Below are 26837 nucleotides of genomic sequence, written 5' to 3' on the forward strand. Positions count from 1 at the left end.
AGCGTAAACATCTCGGGCGGCTCGGCTCCGCTGCAGCTCGGAAGCAAGGCAGGAGCGATTCAGGCAGATTTGGGCGCGCTGCTCTCGGCGGCGCGGACGGGCGACGGTGCTTAAGCCTCCTTGTTGGTCGCTTTAAGGTATGCATCGTCGCCCACGGGCTCCAGCCACTCGTTGGAGGTCTCCTCGCCCGGAACCTCCAACGCGAGATGCGAGAACCAGCTGTCGGGCGCGGCGCCGTGCCAGTGTTTCACCCCCGGGGCGATGTTGACCACGTCGCCGGGGCGCAGCTCCTGTGCCGGCTTTCCCCACTCCTGGTAAAACCCTCGACCAGCCACGCAGACGAGGATCTGCCCACCGCCGCTTTTGGCGTGATGGACGTGCCAGTTGTTGCGGCAGCCGGGCTCGAACGTCACGTTGTGGACACCGACCTGCTCGGTGGAAAGGGGCGCGAGGTAGCTTTGCCCGATAAAGTACTTCGCGAATGCATCGTTGGGGGCACCGATGGGAAAGGCCATCTCGTTTTGATGCTCAGCTCTTGCATCAGCGGCATCGCCATCTGCCCAGACCTCCTTCGCCATGCGAAAGGCCGCCCACGCCTTGGGCCAGCCCGCGTAAAACGCCGCGTGCGTAAGGATTTCCGCTATCTCCGTCCTGGTCACTCCATTGTTCTTTGCGGACATCAGATGATATTGGAACGAAGAGTCCGTCAGTCCCTGCGCCATCAGGGCCACCACCGTCACCACGCTGCGGTCTCGAAGGGAAAGCCCGTCTTCTCGGCTCCACATCTCGCCGAACAGCACATCGTCATTGAGCTGTGCAAATTTGGGGGCAAAGTCCCCCAGGGCATCCCTGCCTGCCGTCTGTTTAATTGCCATAATTTACTTCCTCCTGTCGATGGTATTAGGTGCAAATCTGCTTTCGCGCGCCAATCGGCCCAGCTAGATTCGCATACCCATTCGTCGCGCCTGCTCCAGTGCGGAATGCCCGGCGATTACGGACACCTCTTGCACCTCCGATTTGCATTGACGAGAATAAAGGTAGTACCTAAACCTGACTTTAGGTCAAGGAATGAATTCGACATTGTTTCGGAGGAGCCATGTACACAATCGGACAGGTGGCGGAAATGTTCGGTTTGCCCGCTTCAACGCTGCGATATTACGACAAGCAGGGATTGTTCCCGGGATTGGAGCGGGCGTCCGGCATTCGCCGATTTGGCGACAAGGAACTCGAGGCGCTTCGAGTCATCGAATGCCTAAAGAAGGCGGGGATGGAGATCAGGGATATCCGGCTGTTCATGGAATGGTGCGCAGAGGGCCCATCAACATACCCCCAGCGAAAGGCTATGTTCGAGGAGCGGAAGGCCCACATGGAATCGGAGATCGCGAACATGAACCGTGCGCTCGATATGCTGAAGTTCAAATGCTGGTACTACGAGCAGCTGAATCAAGGCGACAACGAGGCTGAGCTGAAGGCACTGATTCCAGACGGTTTGCCGGCAGAGATTAAAGAGGCCTACGAGAACGCGCACGCTCGATAGTGGCGCCCGATGCTCAAGGGGCTTCGGCGAGGAGTCTTGTTCGGGGTAGGAGTGCAAAAAGAAAGCCTCCGAACCAAAAGGTCCGAAGGCGGTCATTCCTGCAATTTCGCAAACTGTCCGAGTAGCGGAAAGAACGGCGGCTATCACGCTATTCGTCCTCTTCGGGGATGTCGATGCGCTCGAGCTTGAAGATTACCGGGCGCGTATCATCGTTGCAGCAGCAGATCATCTCGTTCTCCCGCTCCATCCATCCCCGCATAATCGATCCGCCCTGCAGGCCCGTGTAGATGTAGCGCGAGACGGCATCCCACGCCTCGGAGCAGTGAGGGCGCCTTGGGCCGCCGGCGACGGTGTCGGGGTCGGCGTCGGTTCTCGTCAGCGTGCCGAGGCCGCCTTGCCAGAAATGGTCCTTGTCGCCGTCGCGCTCGAACAGGAACTCGTCGCCCACGTTGTAGCACGGGCACGCTCCCGCCTGCTTGTCCGCGCAGTAGCGCTCCTGCAGCTCGGGGAACAGTTTCTTATCGATTACCGTCATTTTCACCTGGTGCTTCACGGTGGCTCCGCCTTTCTCTTAAATTGTGAAGTAGTATGCTTGATGCCGGTCGAAGATACGAGTACACACCTTAAAGATAGGTACATTACTGAAGTAGAGCGTAAAGGAGACCACATGGCAGGGGCAAAAGAGGGGGTTGTGTTCGCGCGCAACGGCATCGAGAACACTGGCTTTGCGTACGCGTTCTCCCTGATAGAAGGCAAGTACAAGCTGCCAGTTCTGTTCTGCCTGTACCTGGACGGCACGACGCGCTACAACGAGCTCAAACGCAAGCTTGCGCCTGCTACTTACAAGTCGCTCACCTCTGCGCTGAGGGGTCTGGTCGCCGATGGTCTTGTCAAGCGCGTTGAGTACCCCCAGGTACCACCGAAGGTGGAGTACAGCTTGACCGAGCGCGGCCTGTCGCTCATGCCAGTGCTTGATGAGCTCTGTCTTTGGGGCGAGGCCCATCGCGATGACCGGGTTCCTCCGTCGGACTGGTAGACGAAAGGGACGATGAGGCACAAGTCTTTATGTGCGCGCCCCTGAAAAACAATGAAGCCGATAAGGCGATGCACCTTCCAGCCCGCAATTGCGGGAGCCTGGACCGCGCGACGTCGCCCGTTTCGCTAAATCAACTTTATGGGATGGCGGATCACGGTCTTGAGCTTCTCCGGCGCGCACTTGCGCGGGTCGGAGAGGTAAATTTCGTGGTGCAGACGGGCTTCGGAGAAGTCGGGGGCGTAGCCCTGTTCCGCTGCAAATGTGCGCATGGCGTCTACGGTCGCCGGCTCGCCGTCATAAGGCCCGGTATGCACGCACTGAACGCAAAGGCCCTCGTCGACCCTCAGCAGCTCGACCGCCGAGAAGTCCAACTTCTTTTTGGCGGCAGCTTCCGAGACGGCCCAGTCGAAGTCCTCGCGAGTGACGAAATCGGGCAGGCGGATGCATGAGATGAAGTTGAAGTCGTCCTTCCGCGCATAATCGATCTCGCCATCGGTGCGGTCTTGCCACCAGAAGCCCTCGAGCGGAGGCACGACGAAGTCGAAATAGCCTTCGATCTCTCGCGGGCCCTTCTTCGACATCTTGATGGTATAGGCGACGCCGTAGAGCAGCGGCAACGCGTTCTGGTACTCGCTGCCTTCGGCATTGGGATTGCCCTTGCCCCGCACGGCGATGTAGCTCATAGGTGGAACGGTTACAACGCTCGGCTTGCCGGACGGCCTGTGGAGCTCTCTGAACTCCTTCTTGAAATCGTATGCCATCGCAACAGCCCTCCCTGAGCTTGGGTTTCCGCCGATATCGGCTCAAATACAGCAACGGGCTCATCTTTGGAAGAAACCTCCCGTTGGCAGGCATTGTAACATAGAATCGAACGCCTGTTCTATTCCCATGCGATGGCCTCTGCCGACTTGGACGTGATGTCGTAGCACACCGAAGACGCTGATGGTGATGGCTATGCACGGGTACGGGCGCGCCGCCGCACTTCACAGCTTGTTTCTCACGTATTTGGGGTGCACACGCGGCGTTCAGAAATGCGGAGCGACTCCGCATGGCTCGAGACTGAGCCGAGGCACCCTACTTCTCGCCCTCCAGCAGCCCCACGATACGGTCGATGTCGACGGCAAAGCGGGGCCTTCCCTCGCGCTCGTAGCGGTCGAGGTACGCCTGGCACTCGGAGACAATGCGCTTGGTGTTGCTGTCGATAATGCGCTGGAGCGTCTCATAGTAGGCCGAACCCTCGGTCCTAAAGCGACGCTGGTAGGCCTTGGTTATGGGAAACATCTTGACGTAGTGGATGCCGTGGCGGCAGCCGGGACGTGTCGTGGGGCGGGGCGGTAGCGCGAAGTACTGGTCTTTGGGCACGTTGGGGGCGATGTTGGAGCGCAGCGGCACAGCGAAGTCCCTGCGCTTTCCGCGAAAACGTAGCCTCACCACCACGATGCAGGGGCGATTGTGCTTAAGCATGAGCTCGCGGTCGCCCTCGACGAGGTCGAAGAAGTCCTGGGAGATGGATACGATCTTCATCGGTTGCGCCCCCTCATACGAAGCGGGGCCCGCATCGCTGCAGGCCCCTACAGGTGGGCGATATTCTACGCCTTGCGGCACCCCGTCGCCCACGGAGGTTAAACGTACACGTAAGCCGTACTCTGAAAGCCGCGGCTTCCGGCAAGTAGTTTATACCACGAAAGGTCGCTTTCAACGCGCATAGCTCGCAAAATAACACTCGCTGGGCCGTCACCCCTGGCAGTTGCCCTCCAATCTTCATTGGAGTCAGCAGGTCAATTCATATAGTTATGGGGGTGTATCCTAAAGGAAATCAAATTTATACCTCCATAGCTAAAGAATTTTCTATTCCCACTCAATGACTAGAGCCCTGGTGTAATTGGCTGGATCACCGTTCCGGGAACCGGTATCGACCTACCTGTCCGCCAAGTTCCTTCTTCAGCTCCAGCCTAGTATCTGACTCGCGCCGCTATAAGCGAAAACCGAAGAGATGCGTCTTAGCCAAGAAAAGAAGGTTAGCCTCATCTTACTGCATGATTCGTGTGTTATAGTTAGATGGCTCTAACTGTTTGGGGGGCGTCAGCCATGCACGAACGCGAGGGTTTCTGGGACAAGAACGCCGGTCGGTATGACCGTTTCATGCGAAACGACCGGGCGGCGTATGAGAAGATATATGGGCTGATCCGGCCGGTAGTGAAAGCAAAAACCGTACTGGAGGTCGCCACCGGCACGGGGCTTATCGCAAAGAGCATCGTGAATGCGGCGGCGCACATCGAGGCTACGGACGCCTCTGCAAAGATGATCCTTGAAGCAAAGCGGGACAATCAATCCGCAAAGCTGCACTTTTCCGTACAAGATATGTTCCGCCTGCCCTATGCACAGAAGTCCTTCGAAGTGGTGATCGTGTCCAACGCGCTTCACATAGTGCCGCATCCGGAAAAGGCCCTGCAAGAAATCAGGCGGGTGCTGAAGGACGACGGCGTGCTCATCGCTCCAACCTTCACCCACGCGGGGAACTCGGTTTCCGGCAAGGCAAAAGCCTTTTTCATGAGTATGGAGGGATTCCCTCTCCACAGCAGGTGGACAAGCGAGGAATACCTACGTTTCCTGCGTCAAAACGGCTGGGCGGTGCAGAAAAGCGCGGTGCTGAAGGCCTCGTTCCCGTTGACCTATGCGGAATGCAGAAAATCGGAGGGGCCAGATGTCGTTCTTTGAAAACACCCGCAAGCCCGTGGGCCTCGGCGGAAAACTTATGGTTGCCATGATGAATCTGGGCCACAGCCCTGTGGCGCGGTGGGGACTTCGATTTCTACGACTTGCGCCAAACGCCAAGGTGCTAGATTGCGGCTGCGGCGGCGGGGCAAACATAAAACGGCTGCTGAAAAAATGCCCGTATGGCGTCGTCAAGGGCATCGACTATTCGCCCGTCAGCGTGGAGAAGGCTAGAAAGATCAACCGAACTGCACTTCAGGAGGGGCGTTGCGCCGTTCTGCAAGGCAGTGTGGCGGATATGGCGTTTGAGGATAGCTACTTCGATGCTGCCACGGCCTTTGAAACCGTCTATTTTTGGCCTGATTTGCCCCGATGCTTCCGTGAGGTCTGGCGGACGCTGAAGCCAGGCGGGACAATTCTTATCTGCAACGAGAGCAATGGCGATACGGACAAGGACGAGAGGTGGACGCAGATCATCGGCGGCATGACCATCTACAAGGACATTGAATTAGAGGCATGTCTGGAGCAGGCGGGTTTTCACGAGGTGCAGATACACAAAAAGAAAAAGTGGCTCTGCGTCACGGCGCGGAAGTAGGGGCATCAAGCACGGGTATTTTTGCATCCATCCTGCACATGGCGATAGGCATGACGGTCATAGCGGCTATGCTGGCGGCAATTATGACAGTTTTTATTCACTGAGGAAGAAACCTATGAAATGTAAAATTGAGAAAAACACCGTGCAGGAGACGCTGATCCTCCCGCTGTATTCCCGGAAGCTGTGTACGGAGTTGTACCCGACCCTTTACAGGGATGAAACAGCGGTTCGTCCGCTCGACCAGATCGACTACGACTTTTCAGAGGCAGAGAAAAACTCCCGCAGCCTGATGCAGCGCTTTGGTGCGCTGGAGGTGGCCACACGGCAGAGTGATCTTGCTTTCGAGGTGCGGGATTACCTGAAAGGCCACCCCAATGCGGCGGTGGTCAATCTGGGCTGCGGGCTGGACAACACCGGCAGAACCTGCGACAACGGTAGATGCAAGATCTATAATCTGGACTTCCCGGATGTGATTGCCTTGCGGCAGCAGCTACTGCCCGCCGGGGATCGAGAACAAAATATCCCCTGCGACCTGAAAGACACCGCATGGTTTAGCAAAATCGATGCCTCCCGCGGGGCGGCGTTCTTTGCCTCCGGGGTGTTCTATTACTTTCTGACCCAGCAGGTCCGGGAACTGGTGCGGGGGATGGCGGACGCTTTCACCGGCAGTGTGCTGGTCTTTGATGCTGCCAATCGGACGGCGGTAAAGATGATCGCAAAAACATGGCTTAAGACTGCAAAAATCAAGGATGTGGGGGCATATTTTGCGGTTTCGGATGCCGCCAAGGAAATCGGCACGTGGGACAGCCGTCTGCAGGTCACAAGTCGCGGCTATATGCTGGGCTACAACGATTTGAGAGACCCTTCTGTCAGCGGCTTTTTCCGGTTTCTCGCAAGGGTCGGTGACAACGGGATGAAAATGCAAATCGTGAAAATAAGATTTTGAGAGGCAAAAACGAAGCGCATTCACTTTGACGTCGAAGAAGACGGCTTTTACGGCGCATATTGGGCATGCAGGGACACGCATACAGCAGCGGGCACGGATTCAATTGAAACCGTGCCCGCTATCTGATACTATATTCTTTTATCGAACGTCTGTTCTATTCCCACTCAATCGTCGCGGGCGGCTTGGACGTGATGTCGTAGCACACGCGGTTGGCGCCGGGGACCTCGGCAACGATGCGGCCGGAGATACGGGCCAGTACGTCGTAGGGCAGCTTGGCCCAGTCGGCGGTCATCGCATCGCTGGACTCGACGGCACGCAGGATGATCGGGCGCTGGTAGGTGCGCTCGTCACCCATAACGCCGACAGACTTGATGTCGGGCAGGACCGCGAAATACTGCCAGCAGCTGTGCTCGGAGTTGCGCTCGCCGGTCTGCTCAAACAGACGCTGGTTGTAGGCGTCCAGTTCTTCGCGCACGATAGCGTCGGCGTTCTTGAGGATCTCGAGCTTCTCCCTGTCGACCGCACCGATGATGCGGATGGCAAGACCCGGGCCCGGGAAAGGCTGGCGGAACACGATGTGACCCGGCAGACCCAGTGCCAGACCAAGTGCGCGGACCTCGTCCTTAAAGAAGTGGTCGAGCGGCTCAATAAGGTCGAAGTGTACGCCCTCGGGGAACGGGATCAGGTTGTGGTGGCTCTTGATGGTGGCCGTCTTGCCGCCCGTCTTGCGAGCACCGGACTCGATGATGTCGGGGTAGATGGTGCCCTGAGCCAGGTACTTGACCGGCTTGCCATCGGTCTCGAGCTGCTGCGCCACGGCGAAGAACTCTTTCCAGAACTGCGTACCGATGATACGGCGCTTCTCCTCGGGCTCGGTCACGCCGGCCAGAAGCTCGGCATAACGGTCCTCGGCGTGGACGTGAATAAAGTCGACGTCAAACTGCTTGGTGAAGACCTCCTCCACCTGCTCGGGCTCGCCCTTGCGCAGCAGGCCGTGGTTGATGAACACGCAGGTCATCTGCTTGCCCACGGCGCGGGCGCCCAGCGCAGCCACGACGGAGGAGTCGACGCCGCCGGACAGGGCCAGAATCACGCGGTCGTCGCCGACCTTCTCGCGGAACTCGGCCGTCATGGTCTCGACCAGGTTGTCCATGCTCCAGTTGGGCTCCAGGCCGCAGATCTCAAACAAGAAGTTGCTCAGCAGCTGCTGACCGTACTCGGAGTGCTTGACCTCGGGGTGGAACTGCGTGGTGAAAATCTTGCGCTCGACGCACTCCATGGCGGCAACCGGGCACACGTCGGTGCTGGCGGTAACGGTAAAGCCCTCGGGCACCTCGGACACGGCGTCGCGGTGGCTCATCCACACGGTCTGCTCCATGGGCGTGGAGTTAAAGAGCTTGGCGCCGGCAGTGCGCGTAATAGTGGCGCGGCCGTACTCGCCCACCTCGGAGTGACCGACCTTGCCGCCGAGCGTCACGGCCGTGATCTGATGGCCGTAGCAAAAGCCCAGGACGGGAAGGCCCAGGTCAAAGATGGCGGGATCGATGGACGGAGCGTCCTCGGCGTACACAGAAGCCGGGCCGCCAGAAAGGATGAGCGCAGAGGCGTTCATCTCGCGAATCTCATCGGCCGAGATGTCGCAGGGAACGATCTCGGAATACACGTTGAGGTCGCGGACGCGACGGGCAATGAGCTGACCGTACTGCGCACCAAAGTCGAGTACGAGGACCTTTGCGGAAGCCTTTTGATCCATGGTTTCCCCCTCTTGTTGGCGGGGAGCCGGTGCCCACCCGCGTGAATGAACGAAAATAACTTTCATAGTGTACACGTTATATGGGGTTTCTCGTCCCTCGCAGCCATCAGCGCACGGCAAACGCACGACCTGGGCCCTATTTGACGGCAATTGAAGTGCTACCAAACGTTACAGATGATGTAATACGTTTGAACATTGGACGCCCTGTGCCACAATACTGCCGAACGACTCCGCCTCTGCGGCGGCAAATACGATAGGAATACCAGCATGAAGCGCATCCTTCTCATCGCCACGGGCGGCACCATCGCATCAACCGAGGACGGCAACGGCCTCTCCCCCGCCCTGACCGGTGAGGAGCTCGCCCAGAGCGTCCCCGAGATCTCGGGCCTCTGCGAGCTCGACGTCGTGCAGCCCATGAACATCGACAGCACCAATATGCGCCCAAGCGACTGGATGCAGATCCGCGATGTCATCGTGGAAGGCTATACCGACCACGACGGCTTTGTGGTCCTGCACGGCACCGACACCATGAGTTACACCGCGGCAGCGCTTTCCTACCTGATCCAGGACAGCCCCAAGCCCATCGTGCTCACCGGCTCGCAAAAGCCCATGGGCAACCCCTTTACCGATGCCAAGCTCAATCTGTACCAGAGCCTGCTCTATGCGCTCGACGAGCATTCGCACGACGTCTCAATCGTGTTTGGCGGTGTGGCCATCGCCGGCACGCGCGCCCGCAAGCAGCGCACCATGAGCTTTAACGCGTTCATTAGCGTCAACTATCCGCCCATTGCCTATATCCGCAACGACCGCATCGTTCGCAACGGACTCCACGGCACTCACCAGAACGAGAACCCGGTTCGTTTCTACGACAGCATCGACCCGCGCGTATTTGTACTCAAGCTTACACCCGGCGTAAACCCGGGTATCCTGGACGCCCTGGCCGATAGCTACGACGCCGTGATTCTGGAGACCTTTGGCATTGGCGGTATCCCCGAGTTTGGTGAGTCGGGCGAGTCGTTCCAAGAGGCAATTTTCCGCTGGGTCGATTCGGGCCGCACCGTCGTTATGACCACGCAGGTCCCCGAAGAGGGCCTCGATCTGGGCGTTTATGAGGTCGGCCGTGCTTACGCCGATCATCCGGGCATTCTGCGCGGCGACGATATGACAACCGAGACGCTCGTGGCCAAAACCATGTGGGCACTCGGCCAGTCACGCGATGCCGCCGAAATCCAGCGCCTGTTCTACAGCCAAGTCAACCACGACCGCGTCCCGATGGCGTAATTCAGTTGTCGACGGGTATCCCCTATTCGATACCCTCGAGAAGCTCTGACACCGTCATGCCGAGTGCGGGCGCGATCTTAAATAGAACCTTGAGCGTGAAATTTGCCGTTCCATCTTCGATTCTGTCGAGATAGGGGCGGCTGATTCCTGCTGCCACACAAAAATCGACCTTGGAGATACCAAGGTCCCTGCGCGTCTGCTCGACTCGCTTGCCAAGAATCTGTTTCGCACGTTCGTCCATGCAGCCGAGTTTGAAATGGAGCCGAACATAAACGTAAACTATAGTTTACGTTTTCCCGAATACACAGGAGTTTTCTATGTCGGGTTCTTCGGTCCGCACGTACCCAGCCACGCTTCGCACAAACAGCGCACCGCCCAAGCTTGTCGTCGTTGAAGCCGAATGCCTTTCGCCCGATGAGCGCACAGCATTTGCATTGCTATCAAGTCGCGTCGCCGCCGTTCTGATCCCTTGCCCGGCGCAAGGTGAACTTGCCATCCAATGCCAAACGCACAGCTGCCCGCTCAATCAGGCTGCCGTAATCGCAACCAGCCAACGCGGCCTGCCGCTCCTTTTAGAAGCCAGTATCGCACTCGCCCTCCGCGGCTCCGGATACGAAAACGAGACCGCCGCCGACATGGTCTTTAAACCACGATCGAGCGGCGGCCTCGCAGCAGCCATTGAATATATGTGCAGGCTCGTTGCCTAAAAGGACAAGCTAGAAACCAAGGCCAAAGCCCGTTCCGGTAATCGCCGAGTACATAAAGTAAACGTTGATCACGTTGAGAAACACACCCGTGATGCAGCCGTTTCGCAGGTAGCGCTCGCACACGATGCGCGCCATGGCGGCGGAGTCATCATTGTTTTTAGCCTGACGTCCTGCCGTAAAGTACGTCGCCACGCTCAGCAGCAGGTTGAGCACCGGCAGTGCCAGCAGCTCGTAGCTCTTGCCCCAGCGCGTCACCTCGCCGGCGGCGTTAAACTTCGTTGCCACCTCGGGGCCAATGTTGGGGATAACACACGCTGCAACCACCAGCGGAATCACCGCAAGCACGAGCAACGCAATACCCATGTAGCCAGCTTTTTTGCCGTATTTAAACATATGCGTCGTCCTTACACGTTAAAGCGGAAGTGCACGACGTCGCCATCGGCCATGACATACTCTTTGCCCTCGATACGCAGCTTGCCGGCGGCCTTGGCGCCCTGCTCGCCACCGAGCTCGATGTAGTCGTCGTAGCCAATGACCTCGGCCTTAATAAAGCCGCGCTCAAAGTCGGTGTGGATGACGCCGGCGGCCTGCGGAGCGGTCGCGCCCTGACGCACCGTCCAGGCCTTGACCTCCATCTCGCCGGCCGTAAAGAACGACTGCAGGCCGAGCAGCTTGTAAGCGGCCTGTGCGAGCACGTCCAGACCGGGCTGCTCCAGGCCCAAGCTCTCCAGGTAGTCGGCCGCATCCTCGGGATCGAGCTCGGAAAGCTCAGCCTCGATCTTGGCGCAGATGGGCAGCGGCTTAACACCATCGATGGGCGCCAGATCGTCGTTGAGCATATCCTCGTCCACGTTGGCCACATACAGGATGGGCTTCATAGTGAGCAGGAACAGGCCCTTGGCAGCGGCGCGCTCCTCGTCGGTCATCTCCATGGACGCGGCGCGCTTGCCCTCGTTGAGCCAGGCAAGCAGACGCTTGGCGACCTCGAACTTGGGCATGAGCTCCTTGTCGCGCTTGGCCTCCTTCTCGAGCTTGGGCAGCTGCTTCTCGAGCGTGCCCATGTCGGCCAGGATGAGCTCGGTCATGATGGTGTCGGCGTCACCGGCGGGATCGACGAACTCGCCCGTGCGACCCACCTCACGCATGACGTTGGGGTCCTTAAAGTAGCGCACGACCTCGCAGATGGCGTCGGTCTCGCGAATGTTGGCCAGGAACTGGTTGCCCAAGCCCTCGCCCTCGTTGGCGCCCTTCACCAGACCTGCGATGTCGACGAACTCGACCGTCGCCGGCACAATGCGACCCGGGTTGACGATGTCGGCGAGCTTTTGCAGACGGCTATCGGGCACATCGACGATACCCACGTTGGGGTCGATCGTGGCGAACGGGTAGTTGGCGGCAAGGCCGGTCTTTTTGGTAAGCGCGGTGAACAGCGTCGACTTGCCTACGTTGGGCAGGCCCACGATACCGATGGAAAGGGACACGACAGCTCCTTTTGGTACAAGCATTTCAAACTGCATAAGTATAGCGCCGCCGCAGCATCTGGGCGAACCCGGACGCCACGGCGGCACGAATGAAGCAGAGATAGAGGTCGCTGACTAGTCCGCGAGCTTTTCCACCTGGTCGAGCATCTTGTCAAGCTTGGCCTTTGCCTCGGCCTTGACCTTCTCGGCCTCCTCGTGAGCCTTCGTCTTCTGGGCGGCCTTTTCCTCGGCCTCGGGATCGACGACGACCAGATTGGACGCATCGTGTTCGACCAGCTTGAGCGCATGTTCGGGACAAACCTTGACGCAGGCACCGCAGCCCAAGCAATACGTGGACTCCAGTGCAAAGCGGCCGCTTCCCACCAGATCGCAGGCGAACGTGGGGCACACATTGACGCACTCGCCGCACGACGTGCACTTGTCAAAATCGCATTCCGGTGTGCTAACCTGCATGTTCTGGGCAAGCTCAGGGTGGTTTTGCAACGTCGAGAGCACCAGTTGCCGCCCGTGCGTGAGCGAACGGCGACGCTTGGTCGTCGTGGTGCCGCACATGGTGTTGAGCGTGCGCTCGAGCTGGGTAATCTGGTGACGGTGGGCCTTCAACTTCTGCGTCACCGAGGCCAGCGCCGCCGTCGCCGGGTTGAGTTTGGTCACCGTCAGACCCGTGGTGCGGGCGATCTTTTCCATGTACTCCTTGCGCTCGTACTCGCGGCGCTTATGACATTTGAGGCTCTTGGGGTCGACCTCCAGGCCCATGCCCGTACCGGCCCACTCCTCGGCAGTGGCGATGGCCTCGCCCAGAATATCCTCGCCACCGGTGTTGCGGCACTTATCGCACACGCCCAACGGCAGGTACACGCTCACGTTGGGATAGTCGGCCAGCACCGAGAACCAGGTCTCGGCCGTAATATCGCCCACGCAGGCAACGACGACCTCGTTCTCGCGCGGCATGCGCTTGAGGGCGCGCGTGCAGGTAACGTAGGCGGTCTCGTGGCTCGTAGCTGCAGAGACAATGTCGTCGTAAAGGTTTTTGGGCGCCAGGCGCGGCGAAATAATCGCCTCGGTCGGACAGGCAGCGGCGCACAGGCCGCACTTGCGACAGGAGTCGAGGATCTCGATAGCGTCTTCCTCGACCTCGATAGCGTTGACCGGGCACACATCCATGCACGCGGTGCAACCGCTCTTTTCGTTTTTGCAGGTCAAGCACGGAATGGTGTTGCCGCGCGGACGCTCCTTGTAGTCGGCAGGATTCCACTGCGGCGCCGACGGATCGAGTGCGTCGGTCACACCGCCAAGCGGGTTTTTAAGAAAGTCGAAACCCTTGCTGATTTCGATAATGTCATCAAACAGATCGTGTTCCTGCGCCATGCGCGGCCCCTCCCTGAGCAGTGCAAACAAGCAAGAAATAATGATACGCCATCGGCCCGTGCCTCGAGCAAATTACACGCGGAGCACCTTTGGGACAAATAGCCTATGGCCTATCGCCGCCTCGATTGCACAAGGTCAATCAAGCGCCAAACTATGCCTCGCACATGAGCTGCACGAGCTTTTGTTTGGTCACCTTGGCCTGCTCGTTGGCCATATTACGCTCGTTTCTAAAGGCCGCATTTGCAACACTCTGCAGGTCGGCATCGGAAATCTCGCCAAGGCCCAGCTCCTCGAGCGTCGTCGGCAGACCAACGCGCTGGCAAAACTCGAGCACCTGATCAAGCTCGGGCGCACGCTCCAGGCGCAGCTGCACCACCAGACCAAACGCCACGGCCTCGCCATGCATGGCCTTGCACTCGGGCAAAATCGTCAGGCCGTTGGCGATGGCATGCGCCAACGCCAAGCCACCGCTCTCAAAGCCAACGCCCGAAAGCAGGATGTTGCACTCGATCAGGCGCTCAACCGCCGGCGATGTACGCCCCTTTTTGAGATCGCGCTTGGCAGCGACGCCGCATTCCATAAGCGTATCGTAGCAGGCACGTGCCGCGACCAGTGCCAAGTGCCCCGGCGCGCCACCGTGCTCGTTCGCGCCGCGCGCCGCGGCGCACGAACGCGCCTCAAAGTACGTTGCCAGCGCGTCGCCCATACCGGCGACCGTCATGCGCAGTGGGGCCGCCGCGACCACGTTGGTATCGACCACGACCAGGTCCGGATTCTTCTCGAGCATCAGATAGCGATCGAACGACCCATCCTCGTGATACAGCACCGAAATCGCGCTGCACGGACCGTCCATCGAAGCCGCCGTGGGGCATACACACAACGGCAGCTCAGCATAAAACGCAACGGCCTTTGCGATATCGAGCATCTTGCCGCCGCCAATGCCCACCACCATGTCGCAATACTCGGCCTGGGCTTCCTTGGCCATTTCGACAACGGCATCTTCCGTACACGGACCGTTGTAAATCTTAAAGAACGGCTCGCTTAGATCTTCATCCAGAAATCCATCGACGATTTGCCTGCACAGCCGATCCTCGGTGCCCTGGTCAAACAAGACATAGGCAGCGCAGCCCAACCATGACAAATACCTGCCCTGACGCGAAAGTTCGCCCGGCCCCTGAACATACCGGCCGGGACCGCCGTAAACCATAGGAAGCGCCATACGAGAATCCGCCCTTCATCAAACAACGATTGGTGCAAAGTAACCTGACCCCTTTGCACCAACTTGGTGCGATGGGGTCAGGTTAGTTTGCACCATAGCAAAAAGGGGCAAAGCCGTCTGCTGGCTTTGCCCCTTCCTTAGCTTGATTTACTCATCCATGAGATAGTAGTGTCCCAGCGCGTCGGCACCCAGGATGGCGTTTGCGACCATCTCGGGCGTCACCTCAAATGGCATATTGCACATGGTGTCATCGGGCGCGCAGGCGGCCTCGGCAACAATCATGGCCTGCTCGCGCGTAAGCTCGGCAACGCCAAGTTCCTTCATCGTGACCGGCAGGCCCAGCTCAATGCAGAAGCCCAAGACTTCCTCGAGTTTCTCAGTCGGAGCATCCTCGAGTACCAGCTGAACGATGGTGCCAAAGGCGACCTTCTCGCCGTGATACATGCCGTGGCACTCGGGCAGCATCGTCAGGCCATTGTGGATGGCATGAGCAGCAGCAAGGCCCGAGCTCTCAAAGCCAATGCCCGAAAGCAGCGTGTTGGCCTCGATGATATGCTCGACGGCAGGCGTGAGCGCACCCTTCTCCAGCGCGACCTTGGCCTTGACGCCATCGGCCATAAGCGTCTCGTAGCAGAGCTTAGCGAGCGCCAGGCCGGCCATGCCGCCCTTACCGCCGGCGCAAGTGCCACCGTCGGCATCATGCGTCGCCTGGGCCTCAAAGTAGGTTGCGAGCGCATCGCCCATACCGGAAACCGTCAGGCGCACCGGGCTCGCCGCGATAACCGTCGTATCCATCAGGACAATGTTGGGGTTTGCCTTAAGGAAGAGATATTTATCGAACTGGCCATCGTCGGTGTAGAGCACCGAAAGTGCCGAACACGGGGCATCGGTCGAAGCAATGGTGGGGCAAATGATAACCGGGGACTCCAGGTAATAGGCGACGGCCTTCGCGGTGTCGAGAATCTTGCCGCCACCGACGCCGACGATGATGTCGCAACCGTTGTCGCGAGCGAGCGCAACCAGGCGATCGACCTCGCCCTTGGAGCACTCGCCGTTAAAGTCCTCAAACAGCAGCTCGGCCTTAGCCTCGGCAAAACCGCCCTCGATCTTGGCACCGACGCGCTTCTTGCCCGAAGGCGTCACGATGACGAGGGCCTTAGCGCCGAGCGGCTCGACATAGGAGCCGAGCTTGGCGAGCTCGTCCGGACCCTGGATGTACTTGCTGGGGCTATTGAAAATTGCAGCCATAACTATCCCATTCTCTAAAAGAAAAAAGAAAGGGGCTCCGTACAGATACGTGCGGAGCCCCTCGTTACGATAACAAGAGTCGATTAGAAATCGATGTCGGTGTCGTAGTAGCAGGCCTTGAGGATCTTCTCGAAGTCGGCAGCCTTGGTCTCACGCGGGTTCTCGGGCGTGCAGGCGTCCTGCTCGGCGTTCGCGGCGATCTCGGGGAGCTTGGCGAGGAACTCCTCCTCGGAAACCATCTGCGGGTTCTCGGCGTCGACCTTCACGCCACCATTCGCGTAATCCTTGATGGACTGCGGAATGTTGAGCTGGTCGTTGAGGTCGCGGATCTTCTGGACGAGCGCAGCGATAAGCTCCTCGTTGGTCTCGCCGGGAAGGTGCAGGATCTCCTTGGCCACATAAGCGTAGCGCTCGGCAGCACGGGGATCCTTGGAGTTCCACTGGATGACCTTGCCAAGGTACATAGCGTTAGCAGCACCGTGGATGATGTGGCCGTTCTCAAAGGCTGCACCGGTCTTGTGAGCCATGGAGTGAACGATGCCCAGCAGGCCCGAGGAGAAGGCGATGCCGGCGATGCACTGAGCCTCATGCATGTGCTGACGGGCCTCATGGTCGCCAGCATAGGACTTGGGCAGCCACTCGACGATCTCGCGGATGCCGTGCAGGGCGTTGGCGTCGGTGAACATAGAGGCGAAGGTAGAAACGTAGGCCTCCATGCAGTGGGTCAGAGCATCCATGCCGGTGTGAGCGCACAGCTTGGCGGGCATGGTGTAGGTGAGCTCGGGGTCGACGATGGCGACATCAGGGGTGATGTTGAAGTCGGCCAGCGGGTACTTGATGCCCTTGGCGTAGTCGGTGATGACGGAGAAGGCGGTAACCTCGGTAGCGGTACCGGAGGTAGAGGAGATGGCGCAGAAGTGAGCCTTCTGACGCAGCTCGGGGAAGCTGAACGGCTGGATGATGTTATCGAAGGACTCCTCGGGATACTCGTAGAAGACCCACATGGCCTTAGCGGCATCGATGGGCGAGCCGCCGCCGATGGCGATAATCCAGTCGGGCTCGAACTCGCGCATGGCCTCGGCGCCCTTCATGACCGTCTCGATGGACGGATCGGACTCGACGCCCTCGAACAGCTTGACCTCGAAGCCGCCCTCTTTGAGGTCGGCCTCAACGTCCTGCAGGAACCCGCCGCGGCGCATAGAGCTGCCGCCAGAAACGATGATGGCCTTCTTGCCCTTGAGGTTCTTCACCTCGTGGCGAGCGCCCTCACCAAAGTACAGATCGCGAGGATTGGTAAAACGTCCCATACTGTGCCTCCTAAACAAGCCCCTCTTAGACTTGCGTATATAACGGAGCACCCGATTGGCTCCGTTAGGACCGTTTTGCGCGTTGCCGGCGAGGGCAATGCGCGATGTCTAAACGTCTCAACGCTCAGACAAACACTATTTTACCGTTCTGGTTGGTCAGTTATTCACCTAAAGCCGACAATGATGAAACGTTTTTTCTATCCCTGAAGACCCTTGTGGGGCATTCATACTCCCAAGCTGGGCAAACGTTTTATCAAGGTTGACCACATATCCCGGGCAGGACGGTGCCCCTCCAAAATGCGCCCCGTTCGCCGCCAAAAATCAACCGTTTGCGGCACCGTGATACCACTCAGTCGTCCAAGGTGCCGACATTTGTGCGACATCCGTCTTCGTGGTGCAAAGGTGCATGTCCAAGTGCGGCACCCCCGGTGTGCCACATGCGGGTAAACTAGAACCTTATATAGAGACATTTGAACCCTAACCGCAGCAAAGGAGGCCCCATGGCATTCGATCCCATTCAAGAGGATTGCCATCGCCTCGTTCTTGAGGCCTTGCGCCGCGACAATATCCCGCTCACCGACGGCCCCGCCGTCGAGCGTCTGATGGATCAATTCACCCGCAACCCCGCGCCGCTCATCGTGCACGACCGCGACCGCGCCGGGCATCTGATTGCCAAGGTGGTCGAGGCCGTCGACTACCGCATTCCCTTTATCCCCGACGATGCCCAAGCCGAGCAGGAAGAGGCCACTGCCGAGAACATGCTTCGCGAGGCCGCCGCACTCGATCCGGCCAACTGGGATGCGCAGCGCATGCTGACGGCCCTCACCGCTGACTCCAACGAGGAATACGTACAGTACTTGGTATCCAAGTGCGATGAAGTCGAACACGACCTGGCGCTCAAGATCGCCTCGGCGCAGGACCCCTACGAGCGTGAAGCCGCAGGCGACCTTATGCGCCGCCCCTACCTGCGCTGGCTTGCCGCCCTTGCATCGCGCTCCCTCATTAGCGGCCGCTACCGCATGTCGCTCGAAGCCGCAAACCGCAGCCTCGACTTTGCCCCCAACGATCCTGCCGGCGTCCGCCACACCGCAATGCTCGCCATGGCAAAGCTCGAATACCCCGCTGAGGAGCTCAAGCGCTTTCGCTCTGCCCACTCCGTCCCCTATCTCGCCAACACGCCGCTGCGCCGTCGTCCCAAGGATGCAGAACGCGACTTGGACCCGTGGACGCTCATCGCGCTGATGAGCGCAGCCTGGCGCGAGCTGGACTACGAGGGTGCCGAGCACTACCTGCGTATCCTTGCGCGCTCGTGCCCGCACGCAGCCGAGGCGCTCTACTTCCAAACCGAGTTTCCCGATGGCGTCTATGCCCGCGTCAACGTGAGTGCAGGCTCCACCGACGAGCTCGTCCTTGCACTCTCCGAGGCGACGCCGGTACTGCAGGAGGGCCTGGGCGCGCCCGACAACGCCAGCTTTGCCGCCTGGGTCGCCACCAACGACATCGTGCGCTCCCAGATCGACGAGCGCATCCTGCGGGCGGCCGAGCAGGGCTTGCCGTTTAAGGGAGGAGACCTCTAATGGATCCGAGCGTCTACATCCCCGCCTACCTGGAGCGCACCTATCTGGCGTCGCACCCCGAGCTCACCGATGCAGCACGCGAGCTTGTCCATAACGACATTAGCGCGAATCCCCAAAAGTATGCGCAGTCCGAGCATGCTCAGGCACTGCTGTCCTATGCCGGTGTTCATCGCCACCTGCTCGACGAGCTCCATCGCATCGAGGACATGGGCAGCGACGAGGAGTTTGAGCAGACGCGCAACCGCCTGTTCGACGACATGCGCGATGAGCTGCTCAAGATCGTCCGCATCGATGCGCTGGCCGTCGACGCGCAGCTGCTCGCCATCATTTTGGCGGACACGCCCGTTGACGCCTGCCTGGGCGACCTGATGAAGCTCGAGGCGAGCACGGCCGACTACCTGCAACAGAGCGTGCCCGGGTTTGATATGGAGGCCCCGCACTATTGGGCCAATAATGTTTTGGCCGACGGTGTCACCGCAGCGGACCTTACCGTGAGCGAGCCGGCCCTTATCGGGTGGCTTCACACACTCGAGGCCATCTCGCAGCTGTGCATGGCGAGCGCTCGTTACCGCGCCGCCGCCAACTATGCTCGCCGTGTCCTTAAGGCGGAGGGCTATCCCACCCGGGCCGCCGGCACCGTATTGCTTGCCCTCGCCCGCTTGGAAGACCAGGACGGCTTTTTTGCCCTGGCGCATCAGCTCGAGGAACAGATGGGGGCAGACGCACTCGAAAACTCTCCTTGGTACCTGCTCGCCCGCACGATCTTGCTGTTCAAAACAAACAAGATGCGCCCGGCGGTGCGTGCGCTGCGTGAGTTCGCTAACCGCTGCGAGGGCGGCGCGTTCTTCTTGCTGAATCCCATGTACCAGACGCCGTATCTTCCCTGCCGACCCGAGCCGCGCGACCCCTGGGACCTTTCGCACCAGGCAGTTTGGGAGGCCGACGGCATTATCTCGGACACCCCCGACTTTGCCCCCTGGGCCAACGCCTGCGAAGATGTATCGCAGCTCGCCCAGGAATTTGCGCGCCGCTACGGCTTTTAGCGACGCGATCGCCCCGACCATGTCATCTATGTTAGGAACGGCTTCATGAACCTCCGCTCATCTCTCGCCTGCACCTCGAGCGATATCGCCCGCTGGGGACTGCGCTCTGTCCTCAAACGCCAGGGTGGCGTGCTTCCCGGCCGCATCGCCATGAAGATCGACCCCGAGCTGCTAAGCGACCTCGCGAGCCTGGTCGACCGCAGCGTGGTGATTACCGGTACTAATGGCAAGACCACCACCTCCAACCTCATCGCTGACGCCGTTGCTGCCAGCGGCGCTACCGTGGTGTGCAACCGTGCCGGCAACAATATGGAGCCTGGTGTGGTGGGTGCTCTGCTCGAGGCCCGCGGCAGCCTTAAGCACACCAGCAGCGGCAAGCGCGTGGGCGTTTTTGAGTGCGACGAGCTCTACACCGTACGCGTTCTGCCCAAGCTCAAACCGACGTACTTTGTGCTGCTCAACCTGTTCCGCGACCAGCTAGACCGCTACGGCGAGATCGACCATACCCAAGACGTCATCGCCCATGCGTTGGAGCTCTCTCCGACGACAACGCTCATCTACAACGCCGACGATCCGCTGTGCGCCTCGATCGCCGCGCGCGTCCCCAACACGAGCATCGCCTTTGGCATCGACGGCGCCACGGGCACCGAGTCCGACCGCATTAGCGACTCGCGTTTTTGCTCGCAGTGCAACGCCCCGCTGGAATACGACTATGTGCAGTACGGACAGCTGGGCGCCTATCATTGCCCTTCGTGCGGCTGGGGTCGCCCCGCGCTGCTCCGCCGCGTGACGGGCGTTGAGCTCGGCTGCGACGGCTACGGCTTTGACCTGGCCTTTGGACCCGAGGCCAACGCGCCCGCCGTGCACATCGCCACGCGCTACAACGGCCTGTACATGGTCTATAACGTCGCCGCCGCCTTCTTTGCGGCGCACGAGCTGGGCGTGGACGCGGCGCACCTGCAGCCCACGCTTAATGCCTACGTGCCCGCCGGCGGACGCATGGGCCGCTGGGATATTGCCGGCCGCACCGTCGAGGCCAACCTGGCCAAGAATCCCGTGGGCTTCGATCGCCAGATCCAGTCCATTAAAACGGCAGGTGGCAGGCTCTGCGCCTTCTTCCTAAACGATAACGATGCCGACGGCCACGATGTCTCGTGGATCTACGATGTCGACTTCGAGCGCATCGCCGACACGCCGGATCTTGTCGCCTTTGCCGGAGGCACGCGCGCACACGATATGCAGGTGCGCCTCAAGTACGCCGGCATCGACGCCGCCATTATCTCGGACGTCGCGCAGGCAATTGGCGCCATGGCAGACGAGGCCGCCGATGACACCTTCTACGCCGTCGCCAACTACACGGCCTTCCCGCCGCTGGTCAAAGAACTCGACGGGCTGAAGGGTGCCGATGCAGCCACGGTTGCCGCCCGCGCCGCAGTCCGTGCCGACGGCAGCGCTCTTCCTGTCGGTATCGCGCCAGTCGAGCTCTCGCGCCCGCTGCGCATCGTCTACCTGTATCCCGATGCCCTCAACCTCTATGGCGACGGCGGCAACGTCATCGCCCTCGAGCGCCGCTGCGCCTGGCGCGGCATCCCCGTTCGCGTGGATGAGGTCCGCATGGGCGAGGTGCTCGATCTGCATGATGCCGATATCGTCATGATGGGCGGCGGATCCGATCGCGACCAGCTAGCCGTGGCACACGAGCTGCTCGCCCAAAAAGACAAGGTCGCAGCCTATGTTGAGGACGGCGGTTCGCTGCTCGCCATCTGCGGCAGCTATCAGCTGCTCGGCCGTTCGTACTATATGGGCGAAAATCGCATCGAGGGCCTGGGCGTCATTGCCGCCGAGACCGTACGCGGCTCCGACCGCCTGATCGGCAACGTCGCCGTCAAGACCGACCTGGCACCCGAGCCCTTTGTGGGATTCGAGAACCACGGTGGCCGCACGCTTTTGGACGCCGATGCCACGCCGCTCGGAACGTCCGTCGTCACGGGCACCGGCAACAACGGCGACGATGGCTTTGAGGGTCTCATCTACAAGGGTGTCATCGGCACGTACCTGCATGGCCCGGCGCTGCCCAAGAACCCCGAGCTTGCCGACTGGCTCATTACCCACGCCCTCGAGCGCCGCGGCGATGCGCAGGCCACAGCCCTGCTGCCGCTCAAGCCCCTCGACGACACCTACGAGCACGCCGCCCACGACGCCGCCATGAAGCTCCTCCCCTAGCACCCCACCACCACAAAGGGGACAGGTACCTTTGTGGTGGTTTTCCAGTTTGCCAACGATATACGCACCGGCAAAAAAGTCTGCTATACTCTTTCCCGCTGTCCCCATCGTCTAGCGGCCAAGGACGCCACCCTTTCAAGGTGGATATCGCGGGTTCGAATCCCGCTGGGGGCACCACAGAATCTGAGAAGCCCGTTACCAATTCGGTGACGGGCTTTTTGCTACCCATACGCCGGGATTCGAACCCCGAAGGCATAAAATCACACTGTCATCCAAGGGCCCGTGGACAAAAAATAGCAAATATGAGTACTGTTACCAATTTAGTAACAGCGATTTCATGCCATCAGAAGGCGATTTGGACACAAGGCGTCCTACGGCGGAGGAATTGCAGGCATTTATCAGCTAAGTACTTGGACATATGTTGCGTAACACTGCATATTTTGCAAAAAGATAATGCTACAGGGCTTGTGACAGTACTCATATTTGACGTTTTTTGCCCACGACCCCTTATTGTGTGGGCGAATCAGTTGCAAAGCGGGATCCAAAGCGTCCTTCGCAAACAAATAGCCGGGGCCCGCGCGATGCGGACCCCGGCTCAATACCGTGACGATATGTCAGTTACGCTCTACACGTAGAACAGGATGTCGTCGTAGGTCGGGACCGGCCAGTAGTCGGCGGCCACGATCTCCTCCATGGCGTCCACGGCAGCACGCAGCGTATCCATAGCGGGAACGACCTCGTGCGCGTACACGTTGGCCTGCTCCTGGCCATCGAGAGCCTCGGCCTTCTGATGTACGGCGTCGAGCGCCTTGATGGAGTCGTTGATGGCGGTGATACCGTTGCAGAGCTTGTTGAGCGTGTTCTGCTCGCACTGCATGGCGGCCTCAGCACCGGCGGCACGAATAGTCTCAAGGCCCTTAGCGACCTTGGTGGCATAGGCGGTAATGACCGGGCGATAGGTACGACGCGCCTCGCGAACCATCGTGGTAGCCTCGATGTTCATGAGCTTGTTGTACTTCTCGAGCTTGCAGTCATAGCGGCACTGGGCCTCGGCCTTGGTCAGGACGCCCGTCTCCTCAAAGAGCGCAATGGCCTTATCGGAAACAAAGGCGGGAAGAGCGTCGGCCGTGGTCTTGTTGTTGGCAAGGCCGCGCTTCTCGGCCTCGATGGGCCACTCGTCGGAGTAACCGTCGCCGGAGAACAGGATGCGCTGGTGATCGGTCAGCACCTTCTTGCAGTACTCGAGCGCGGCGTCCTGGAACTTATCCTCGGGCGTACCCTCGAGTGCGTCGGCGAAGGACTTGAGCGACTTGGCCACGGCGGCATCGAGCACCAGGTTGGAGTCGGAGACGTTCTGCTCGGAGCCGCAGGCACGGAACTCGAACTTGTTGCCGGTGAAGGCAAACGGGGAGGTGCGGTTGCGGTCGGTGTTGTCCTGCATCAGCTTGGGCAGGGTATCGGCGCCCAGGTCGAGCACGCCGCGCGTAGCATGGACGGAAGCCTTGCCATCGATGATCTTCTCGACGACCTCGGTAAGCTGGTCGCCCAGGAAGATGGACATAATCGCCGGAGGAGCCTCGTTGGCGCCCAGACGATGATCGTTGCCGGCCGAAGCAACGGAGGCGCGCAAGAGCTCCTGATAGTTATCGACGGCCTCGATCACCGCGGTGAGGAAGACGATGAACTGCAGGTTGTCGAGCGGGGTGTCGCCCGGGTCGAGCAGGTTCTCGGACTCGGTGCCAAGCGACCAGTTATTGTGCTTGCCCGAACCGTTGATGCCCTCGAAGGGCTTCTCGTGCAGCAGGCAGACCAAGTCGTGGCGGGAGGCGATGAGCTTCATCTTCTCCATCATGACCAGATTCTGGTCGATGGCCTCGTTGACCTCGCCGTAGACAGGGGCGAGCTCATGCTGGCAGGGAGCGACCTCGTTGTGCTTGGTCTTGGCAGGAATGCCAAGCGCCCACAGTTCATCGTCCAGGTCCTTCATATAGGACGAGACGGTGGGGCGGATAGCGCCAAAGTAGTGCTCCTCGAGCTCCTGGCCCTTGCAGGGAGCAGCGCCAAAGAGGGTGCGACCGGTGATGACCAGGTCCCTGCGCTTGCGGTAAGCGTCCTTCTTGATCAGGAAGTACTCCTGCTCATCGCCCACGGAAGGAACGACCTTCTTGGGGGTCTTACCAAACAGCGCCAAAACGCGCTTGGACTCACGCGAGAGCGCGGTCATGGAACGCAGCAGCGGGGTCTTCTTGTCCAGGGCCTCGCCCGTGTAGGAGCAGAAAGCTGTGGGGATGCACAGGACATCGTCCTTGATAAAGGCGGGGCTGGTGGGATCCCAAGCGGTGTAGCCACGGGCCTCGAAGGTGGCACGCAGGCCGCCGTTGGGGAAGCTGGAGGCGTCCGGCTCGCCCTGGATGAGGTTCTTGCCCGTAAACTTGGTAATGGCGGTGCCGTCGTGGTTGGGCTCGAGGAAGCTATCGTGCTTCTCGGAAGTAATGCCCGAAAGCGGCTGGAACCAGTGCGCGTAGTGCGTAGCACCCTTGGAGATGGCCCAAACCTTCATGGCGTGAGCGACGGCGTTGGCCACATCCAGGTCGAGCGGCTCACCCTCCTCGAGGGTTGCGGCAAGGCGCTTCCAAATGTCCTTGGGGAGGTAGTCCTTCATGACTTCCTCAGAGAACACCATGGTCCCGAAGCGGTCAGTAAGATCGGCCATACGGAACTCCCTTCGTATCGGCACCGCGTGAGAAGCGGTGTTGATTACTAACGAACGAGTCATAGCTTAGGCTCGCCGTGTTTCCGCGACATTACCGTTGTGTTGCTGTCGCGAAACCAATCAATGAGGTTACCGCATCGCGGCAGTATTGCCACCCTTAACAGCCAATGAACTGTATAAATTGCAGACCTCCCCGCATGGTTTAAGGGTAGTCAATTTAGGACGGGGCTAAATTGACTGGTATTTCGCATCAGATACCAGTCTTTATAACCCCGCACCCAATGAGCTGCGTTGTTATAGGGAATGCCGATAGCAAGGCATCTTTGATTGGTATCCCTAAATAGCGAGTAAAACTCCACCGTGACACAGTGGTGCTGTAGAATCCTTACAATACATCGCACTAAATATCTAAAGGAGCACGATATGCGCGTCGACGAGGTTTTTAAGCAGGCAGCATCCCAGGGCACTGCACCCGTTTCGTTTGAGATGTTCCCGCCCAAGGGCGAGCTTACCCTCGACACGGCTCGCGAAGTGGCAGGCAATCTGTGCAAGCTTTCGCCGAGCTTTGTCTCGGTCACCTGCTCGGCTGGCGGCTCGGGCAACGGCGCCACCACCGCCCCCATCGCGCATATGATTACGAGCGAATTCGATACGCCCTCGGTGGCGCACCTCACCTGTGTGGGCCGTACCCACGCCGATATCGCCGCCAAGATCGATGAGTACCGCACCGCCGGCGTGGAAAACATCCTGGCCCTGCGTGGCGATCTCCCTGCCGGCGCGACCGAGGACGACAAGCTCGCCTCCGACTACGCCTACGCCCGCGACCTCATCCCCGAGCTCGTCGACGCCGGCTTTTGCGTGGGTGCCGCAGCCTACCCCGAGGGCCACATTGCCTGCGAGGATCTCAACCTCTCGGTCGAACACCTCAAGCAAAAACAGGACGCCGGCGCGAGCTTCTTTGTGACGCAGCTCTTCTTTGATAACGAGTGCTTCTATCGTTTTCGCGAGCTTGCCGACAAGGCCGGCATCACCGTGCCCATTACCGCAGGTATCATGCCGTTTATGGGCAAGTCGCAGATCAGCCGCATGGTCTTTATGTGCGGCGCGTCACTGCCCTCCCCCGTCATCAAGATTCTCGCCAAGTACGAGAACGACCCCGAGAGTCTGCAGGCAGCCGGTGTAGATTATGCCGCCCGTCAGCTTTGCGACCTTAAGGAGCACGGTGCCGCCGGTCTGCACCTGTACACTATGAACCGTCCTGCAATCGCCGCAACCATTATGGAGCGCTTGGGGTAATGGAAAAACCGCACATCGATACAACCGCTGTCGAAGTGCCGGCCGACCTTGCGTCGCCGGCGCTTTATCGTATCGATGATGCCCACCATCCCCGCGTCGATCGTGCCGAGATGCTGCGCTATCTGGGCTACAGCGGTCAGCAGATTGAGCCCGAGCTGTCGCAGCGTATTGAGCTTGTCGTTGAGCGTCTGGAACTGGACATTGAGCCCCGCGGCGTGCGCCGCGCATTTGCCATCGATGCCATGGGCGTGGACGAGCAGGGAGAGCCTTGCATTCGCTTGGTCGGCACCAACGTTGAGCTGCGCGGTCGCGACATCTATCGACATCTCAAAGACGCCCGCTTTGCCGCGCTCATGGCATGCACACTCGGCATGGACGCCGAGCGTCGTCTGCGCACCACGGGAGCCCAGCAGCCCCTGGAGGGAGCCGTGCTCGACGCCGCATGCTCTGCCTATGTAGAAGCCGCCGTCGAGCAGATGGACCAGCAGGTCAAGGCTGCGGCCGCCGCACACGGACTCGCCGGTAACTGGCGCTTCAGTCCCGGCTATGGCGACTGCCCGCTTACGGCCCAGCGCTCAATCGTGAATGCGCTCAACGCCACGCGGCTCATCGGGCTTACCGTCACGCCGACCAGCCTGCTCATGCCCACCAAGAGCGTGACCGCGGTGATTGGTCTGTTTGACGGCGAAGTCCACGACGCCCAGAGCCGCCCCACCTGCAATATCTGCCGCATGCGTGAGCACTGCCGCTTCCGCGCCGCCCACACCACCTGCTATTCCAGCCATTAGGAGC

At 59.9% G+C, this 26837-nt stretch carries 25 protein-coding genes and 1 tRNA gene; 13 read left to right on the plus strand and 13 right to left on the minus strand.

The window, feature by feature from the left end:
- Positions 1 to 110: 110 nt before the first annotated feature.
- Complete coding sequence (locus DWV32_RS04750; RefSeq protein ID WP_117757394.1) at positions 111 to 875, minus strand: carboxymuconolactone decarboxylase family protein; 765 nt, start codon at positions 873 to 875, stop codon at positions 111 to 113.
- Between the two features lie 221 nt (positions 876 to 1096).
- Here DWV32_RS04750 and DWV32_RS04755 point away from each other — a divergent pair, with 221 nt between their 5' ends.
- Positions 1097 to 1537 carry a MerR family transcriptional regulator gene (locus DWV32_RS04755; protein ID WP_117757395.1) on the plus strand — a complete coding sequence of 147 codons (441 nt, stop codon included), beginning with the start codon at positions 1097 to 1099 and terminating at the stop codon, positions 1535 to 1537.
- A 148-nt stretch (positions 1538 to 1685) separates the two neighbouring features.
- On the opposite strand, the gene DWV32_RS04760 is transcribed toward DWV32_RS04755, so the two are convergent.
- Positions 1686 to 2090 carry a TIGR04076 family protein gene (locus DWV32_RS04760; RefSeq protein WP_117757396.1) on the minus strand — a complete coding sequence of 135 codons (405 nt, stop codon included), beginning with the start codon at positions 2088 to 2090 and terminating at the stop codon, positions 1686 to 1688.
- 114 nt (positions 2091 to 2204) lie between these two features.
- On the opposite strand from DWV32_RS04760, the gene DWV32_RS04765 reads away from it, so the two are divergent.
- Entirely contained in the window at positions 2205 to 2573 is a 369-nt protein-coding gene (locus DWV32_RS04765; RefSeq protein WP_117757397.1) for a helix-turn-helix domain-containing protein, read from the plus strand.
- A gap of 125 nt (positions 2574 to 2698) precedes the next feature.
- On the opposite strand, the gene DWV32_RS04770 is transcribed toward DWV32_RS04765, so the two are convergent.
- Positions 2699 to 3334 carry a GyrI-like domain-containing protein gene (locus DWV32_RS04770; RefSeq protein WP_117757398.1) on the minus strand — a complete coding sequence of 212 codons (636 nt, stop codon included), beginning with the start codon at positions 3332 to 3334 and terminating at the stop codon, positions 2699 to 2701.
- Positions 3335 to 3647: 313 nt separating this feature from the next.
- Complete coding sequence (locus DWV32_RS04775) at positions 3648 to 4097, minus strand: hypothetical protein (RefSeq protein ID WP_117757399.1); 450 nt, start codon at positions 4095 to 4097, stop codon at positions 3648 to 3650.
- 564 nt (positions 4098 to 4661) lie between these two features.
- On the opposite strand from DWV32_RS04775, the gene DWV32_RS04780 reads away from it, so the two are divergent.
- From DWV32_RS04780 to DWV32_RS04790, 3 genes are all read left to right on the plus strand, one after another.
- Positions 4662 to 5291, plus strand: a complete 630-nt coding sequence (locus tag DWV32_RS04780; protein WP_117757400.1) for a class I SAM-dependent methyltransferase — start codon at positions 4662 to 4664, stop codon at positions 5289 to 5291.
- On the plus strand, positions 5278 to 5883 hold the full coding sequence (locus DWV32_RS04785) for a class I SAM-dependent methyltransferase (RefSeq protein ID WP_117757401.1): 606 nt from the start codon (positions 5278 to 5280) through the stop codon (positions 5881 to 5883). The genes DWV32_RS04780 and DWV32_RS04785 overlap by 14 nt, the downstream gene beginning before the upstream one ends.
- Before the next feature lie 115 nt (positions 5884 to 5998).
- A complete protein-coding gene (locus DWV32_RS04790) occupies positions 5999 to 6829 on the plus strand; it encodes a class I SAM-dependent methyltransferase (protein ID WP_117757402.1) in 831 nt (276 codons plus the stop codon).
- Positions 6830 to 6983: 154 nt separating this feature from the next.
- On the opposite strand, the gene guaA is transcribed toward DWV32_RS04790, so the two are convergent.
- Positions 6984 to 8582, minus strand: a complete 1599-nt coding sequence (gene guaA, locus DWV32_RS04795) for a glutamine-hydrolyzing GMP synthase (protein ID WP_117757403.1) — start codon at positions 8580 to 8582, stop codon at positions 6984 to 6986.
- Positions 8583 to 8849: 267 nt separating this feature from the next.
- Between guaA and DWV32_RS04800 the strand changes: the two genes are divergently transcribed.
- Positions 8850 to 9863, plus strand: coding sequence for an asparaginase (locus DWV32_RS04800; RefSeq protein WP_117757404.1), 1014 nt, complete (start codon positions 8850 to 8852; stop codon positions 9861 to 9863).
- A gap of 22 nt (positions 9864 to 9885) precedes the next feature.
- Here DWV32_RS04800 and DWV32_RS04805 read toward each other — a convergent pair whose 3' ends face one another.
- On the minus strand, positions 9886 to 10104 hold the full coding sequence (locus DWV32_RS04805; RefSeq protein WP_117757405.1) for a helix-turn-helix domain-containing protein: 219 nt from the start codon (positions 10102 to 10104) through the stop codon (positions 9886 to 9888).
- A gap of 76 nt (positions 10105 to 10180) precedes the next feature.
- Here DWV32_RS04805 and DWV32_RS04810 point away from each other — a divergent pair, with 76 nt between their 5' ends.
- Positions 10181 to 10570, plus strand: coding sequence for a hypothetical protein (locus DWV32_RS04810; RefSeq protein WP_117757406.1), 390 nt, complete (start codon positions 10181 to 10183; stop codon positions 10568 to 10570).
- 9 nt (positions 10571 to 10579) lie between these two features.
- On the opposite strand, the gene DWV32_RS04815 is transcribed toward DWV32_RS04810, so the two are convergent.
- The 6 genes from DWV32_RS04815 to DWV32_RS04840 all read right to left on the minus strand — a co-directional run bounded on the left by DWV32_RS04815 (position 10580) and on the right by DWV32_RS04840 (position 17193).
- Positions 10580 to 10963 carry a DUF1648 domain-containing protein gene (locus tag DWV32_RS04815; protein ID WP_117757407.1) on the minus strand — a complete coding sequence of 128 codons (384 nt, stop codon included), beginning with the start codon at positions 10961 to 10963 and terminating at the stop codon, positions 10580 to 10582.
- Between the two features lie 11 nt (positions 10964 to 10974).
- A complete protein-coding gene (gene ychF, locus DWV32_RS04820) occupies positions 10975 to 12051 on the minus strand; it encodes a redox-regulated ATPase YchF (RefSeq protein WP_117655222.1) in 1077 nt (358 codons plus the stop codon).
- 114 nt (positions 12052 to 12165) lie between these two features.
- Complete coding sequence (locus DWV32_RS04825) at positions 12166 to 13419, minus strand: 4Fe-4S binding protein (protein ID WP_117757408.1); 1254 nt, start codon at positions 13417 to 13419, stop codon at positions 12166 to 12168.
- Between the two features lie 151 nt (positions 13420 to 13570).
- Positions 13571 to 14638: a glycerol dehydrogenase gene (locus DWV32_RS04830; protein WP_117757409.1), complete on the minus strand. Its 1068-nt coding sequence runs from the start codon at positions 14636 to 14638 to the stop codon at positions 13571 to 13573.
- Positions 14639 to 14785: 147 nt separating this feature from the next.
- Positions 14786 to 15886 carry a glycerol dehydrogenase gene (locus tag DWV32_RS04835; protein WP_117563611.1) on the minus strand — a complete coding sequence of 367 codons (1101 nt, stop codon included), beginning with the start codon at positions 15884 to 15886 and terminating at the stop codon, positions 14786 to 14788.
- A gap of 83 nt (positions 15887 to 15969) precedes the next feature.
- A complete protein-coding gene (locus DWV32_RS04840) occupies positions 15970 to 17193 on the minus strand; it encodes an iron-containing alcohol dehydrogenase (RefSeq protein WP_055251037.1) in 1224 nt (407 codons plus the stop codon).
- Positions 17194 to 17693: 500 nt separating this feature from the next.
- On the opposite strand from DWV32_RS04840, the gene DWV32_RS04845 reads away from it, so the two are divergent.
- From DWV32_RS04845 to DWV32_RS04860, 4 genes are all read left to right on the plus strand, one after another.
- The gene (locus DWV32_RS04845; RefSeq protein ID WP_117757410.1) at positions 17694 to 18770 is read left to right on the plus strand and encodes a hypothetical protein; all 1077 of its coding nucleotides are present in this window, start codon (positions 17694 to 17696) and stop codon (positions 18768 to 18770) included.
- Positions 18770 to 19813, plus strand: coding sequence for a hypothetical protein (locus DWV32_RS04850; protein ID WP_117757411.1), 1044 nt, complete (start codon positions 18770 to 18772; stop codon positions 19811 to 19813). The genes DWV32_RS04845 and DWV32_RS04850 overlap by 1 nt, the downstream gene beginning before the upstream one ends.
- Before the next feature lie 45 nt (positions 19814 to 19858).
- Positions 19859 to 22036: a MurT ligase domain-containing protein gene (locus tag DWV32_RS10395; protein ID WP_233540408.1), complete on the plus strand. Its 2178-nt coding sequence runs from the start codon at positions 19859 to 19861 to the stop codon at positions 22034 to 22036.
- A 100-nt stretch (positions 22037 to 22136) separates the two neighbouring features.
- A tRNA-Glu gene (locus tag DWV32_RS04860) sits at positions 22137 to 22213 on the plus strand.
- 448 nt (positions 22214 to 22661) lie between these two features.
- On the opposite strand, the gene DWV32_RS04865 is transcribed toward DWV32_RS04860, so the two are convergent.
- Positions 22662 to 24749: a glutamine synthetase III gene (locus DWV32_RS04865; protein ID WP_117757412.1), complete on the minus strand. Its 2088-nt coding sequence runs from the start codon at positions 24747 to 24749 to the stop codon at positions 22662 to 22664.
- 423 nt (positions 24750 to 25172) lie between these two features.
- Here DWV32_RS04865 and DWV32_RS04870 point away from each other — a divergent pair, with 423 nt between their 5' ends.
- Complete coding sequence (locus DWV32_RS04870) at positions 25173 to 26045, plus strand: methylenetetrahydrofolate reductase (RefSeq protein ID WP_117757413.1); 873 nt, start codon at positions 25173 to 25175, stop codon at positions 26043 to 26045.
- On the plus strand, positions 26045 to 26833 hold the full coding sequence (locus DWV32_RS04875) for a hypothetical protein (RefSeq protein ID WP_117757414.1): 789 nt from the start codon (positions 26045 to 26047) through the stop codon (positions 26831 to 26833). The genes DWV32_RS04870 and DWV32_RS04875 overlap by 1 nt, the downstream gene beginning before the upstream one ends.
- Positions 26834 to 26837: the final 4 nt, after the last annotated feature.

This window comes from Collinsella sp. AF04-24, from assembly GCF_003465685.1.
GTDB classification, from domain to species: domain Bacteria; phylum Actinomycetota; class Coriobacteriia; order Coriobacteriales; family Coriobacteriaceae; genus Collinsella; species Collinsella aerofaciens_AP.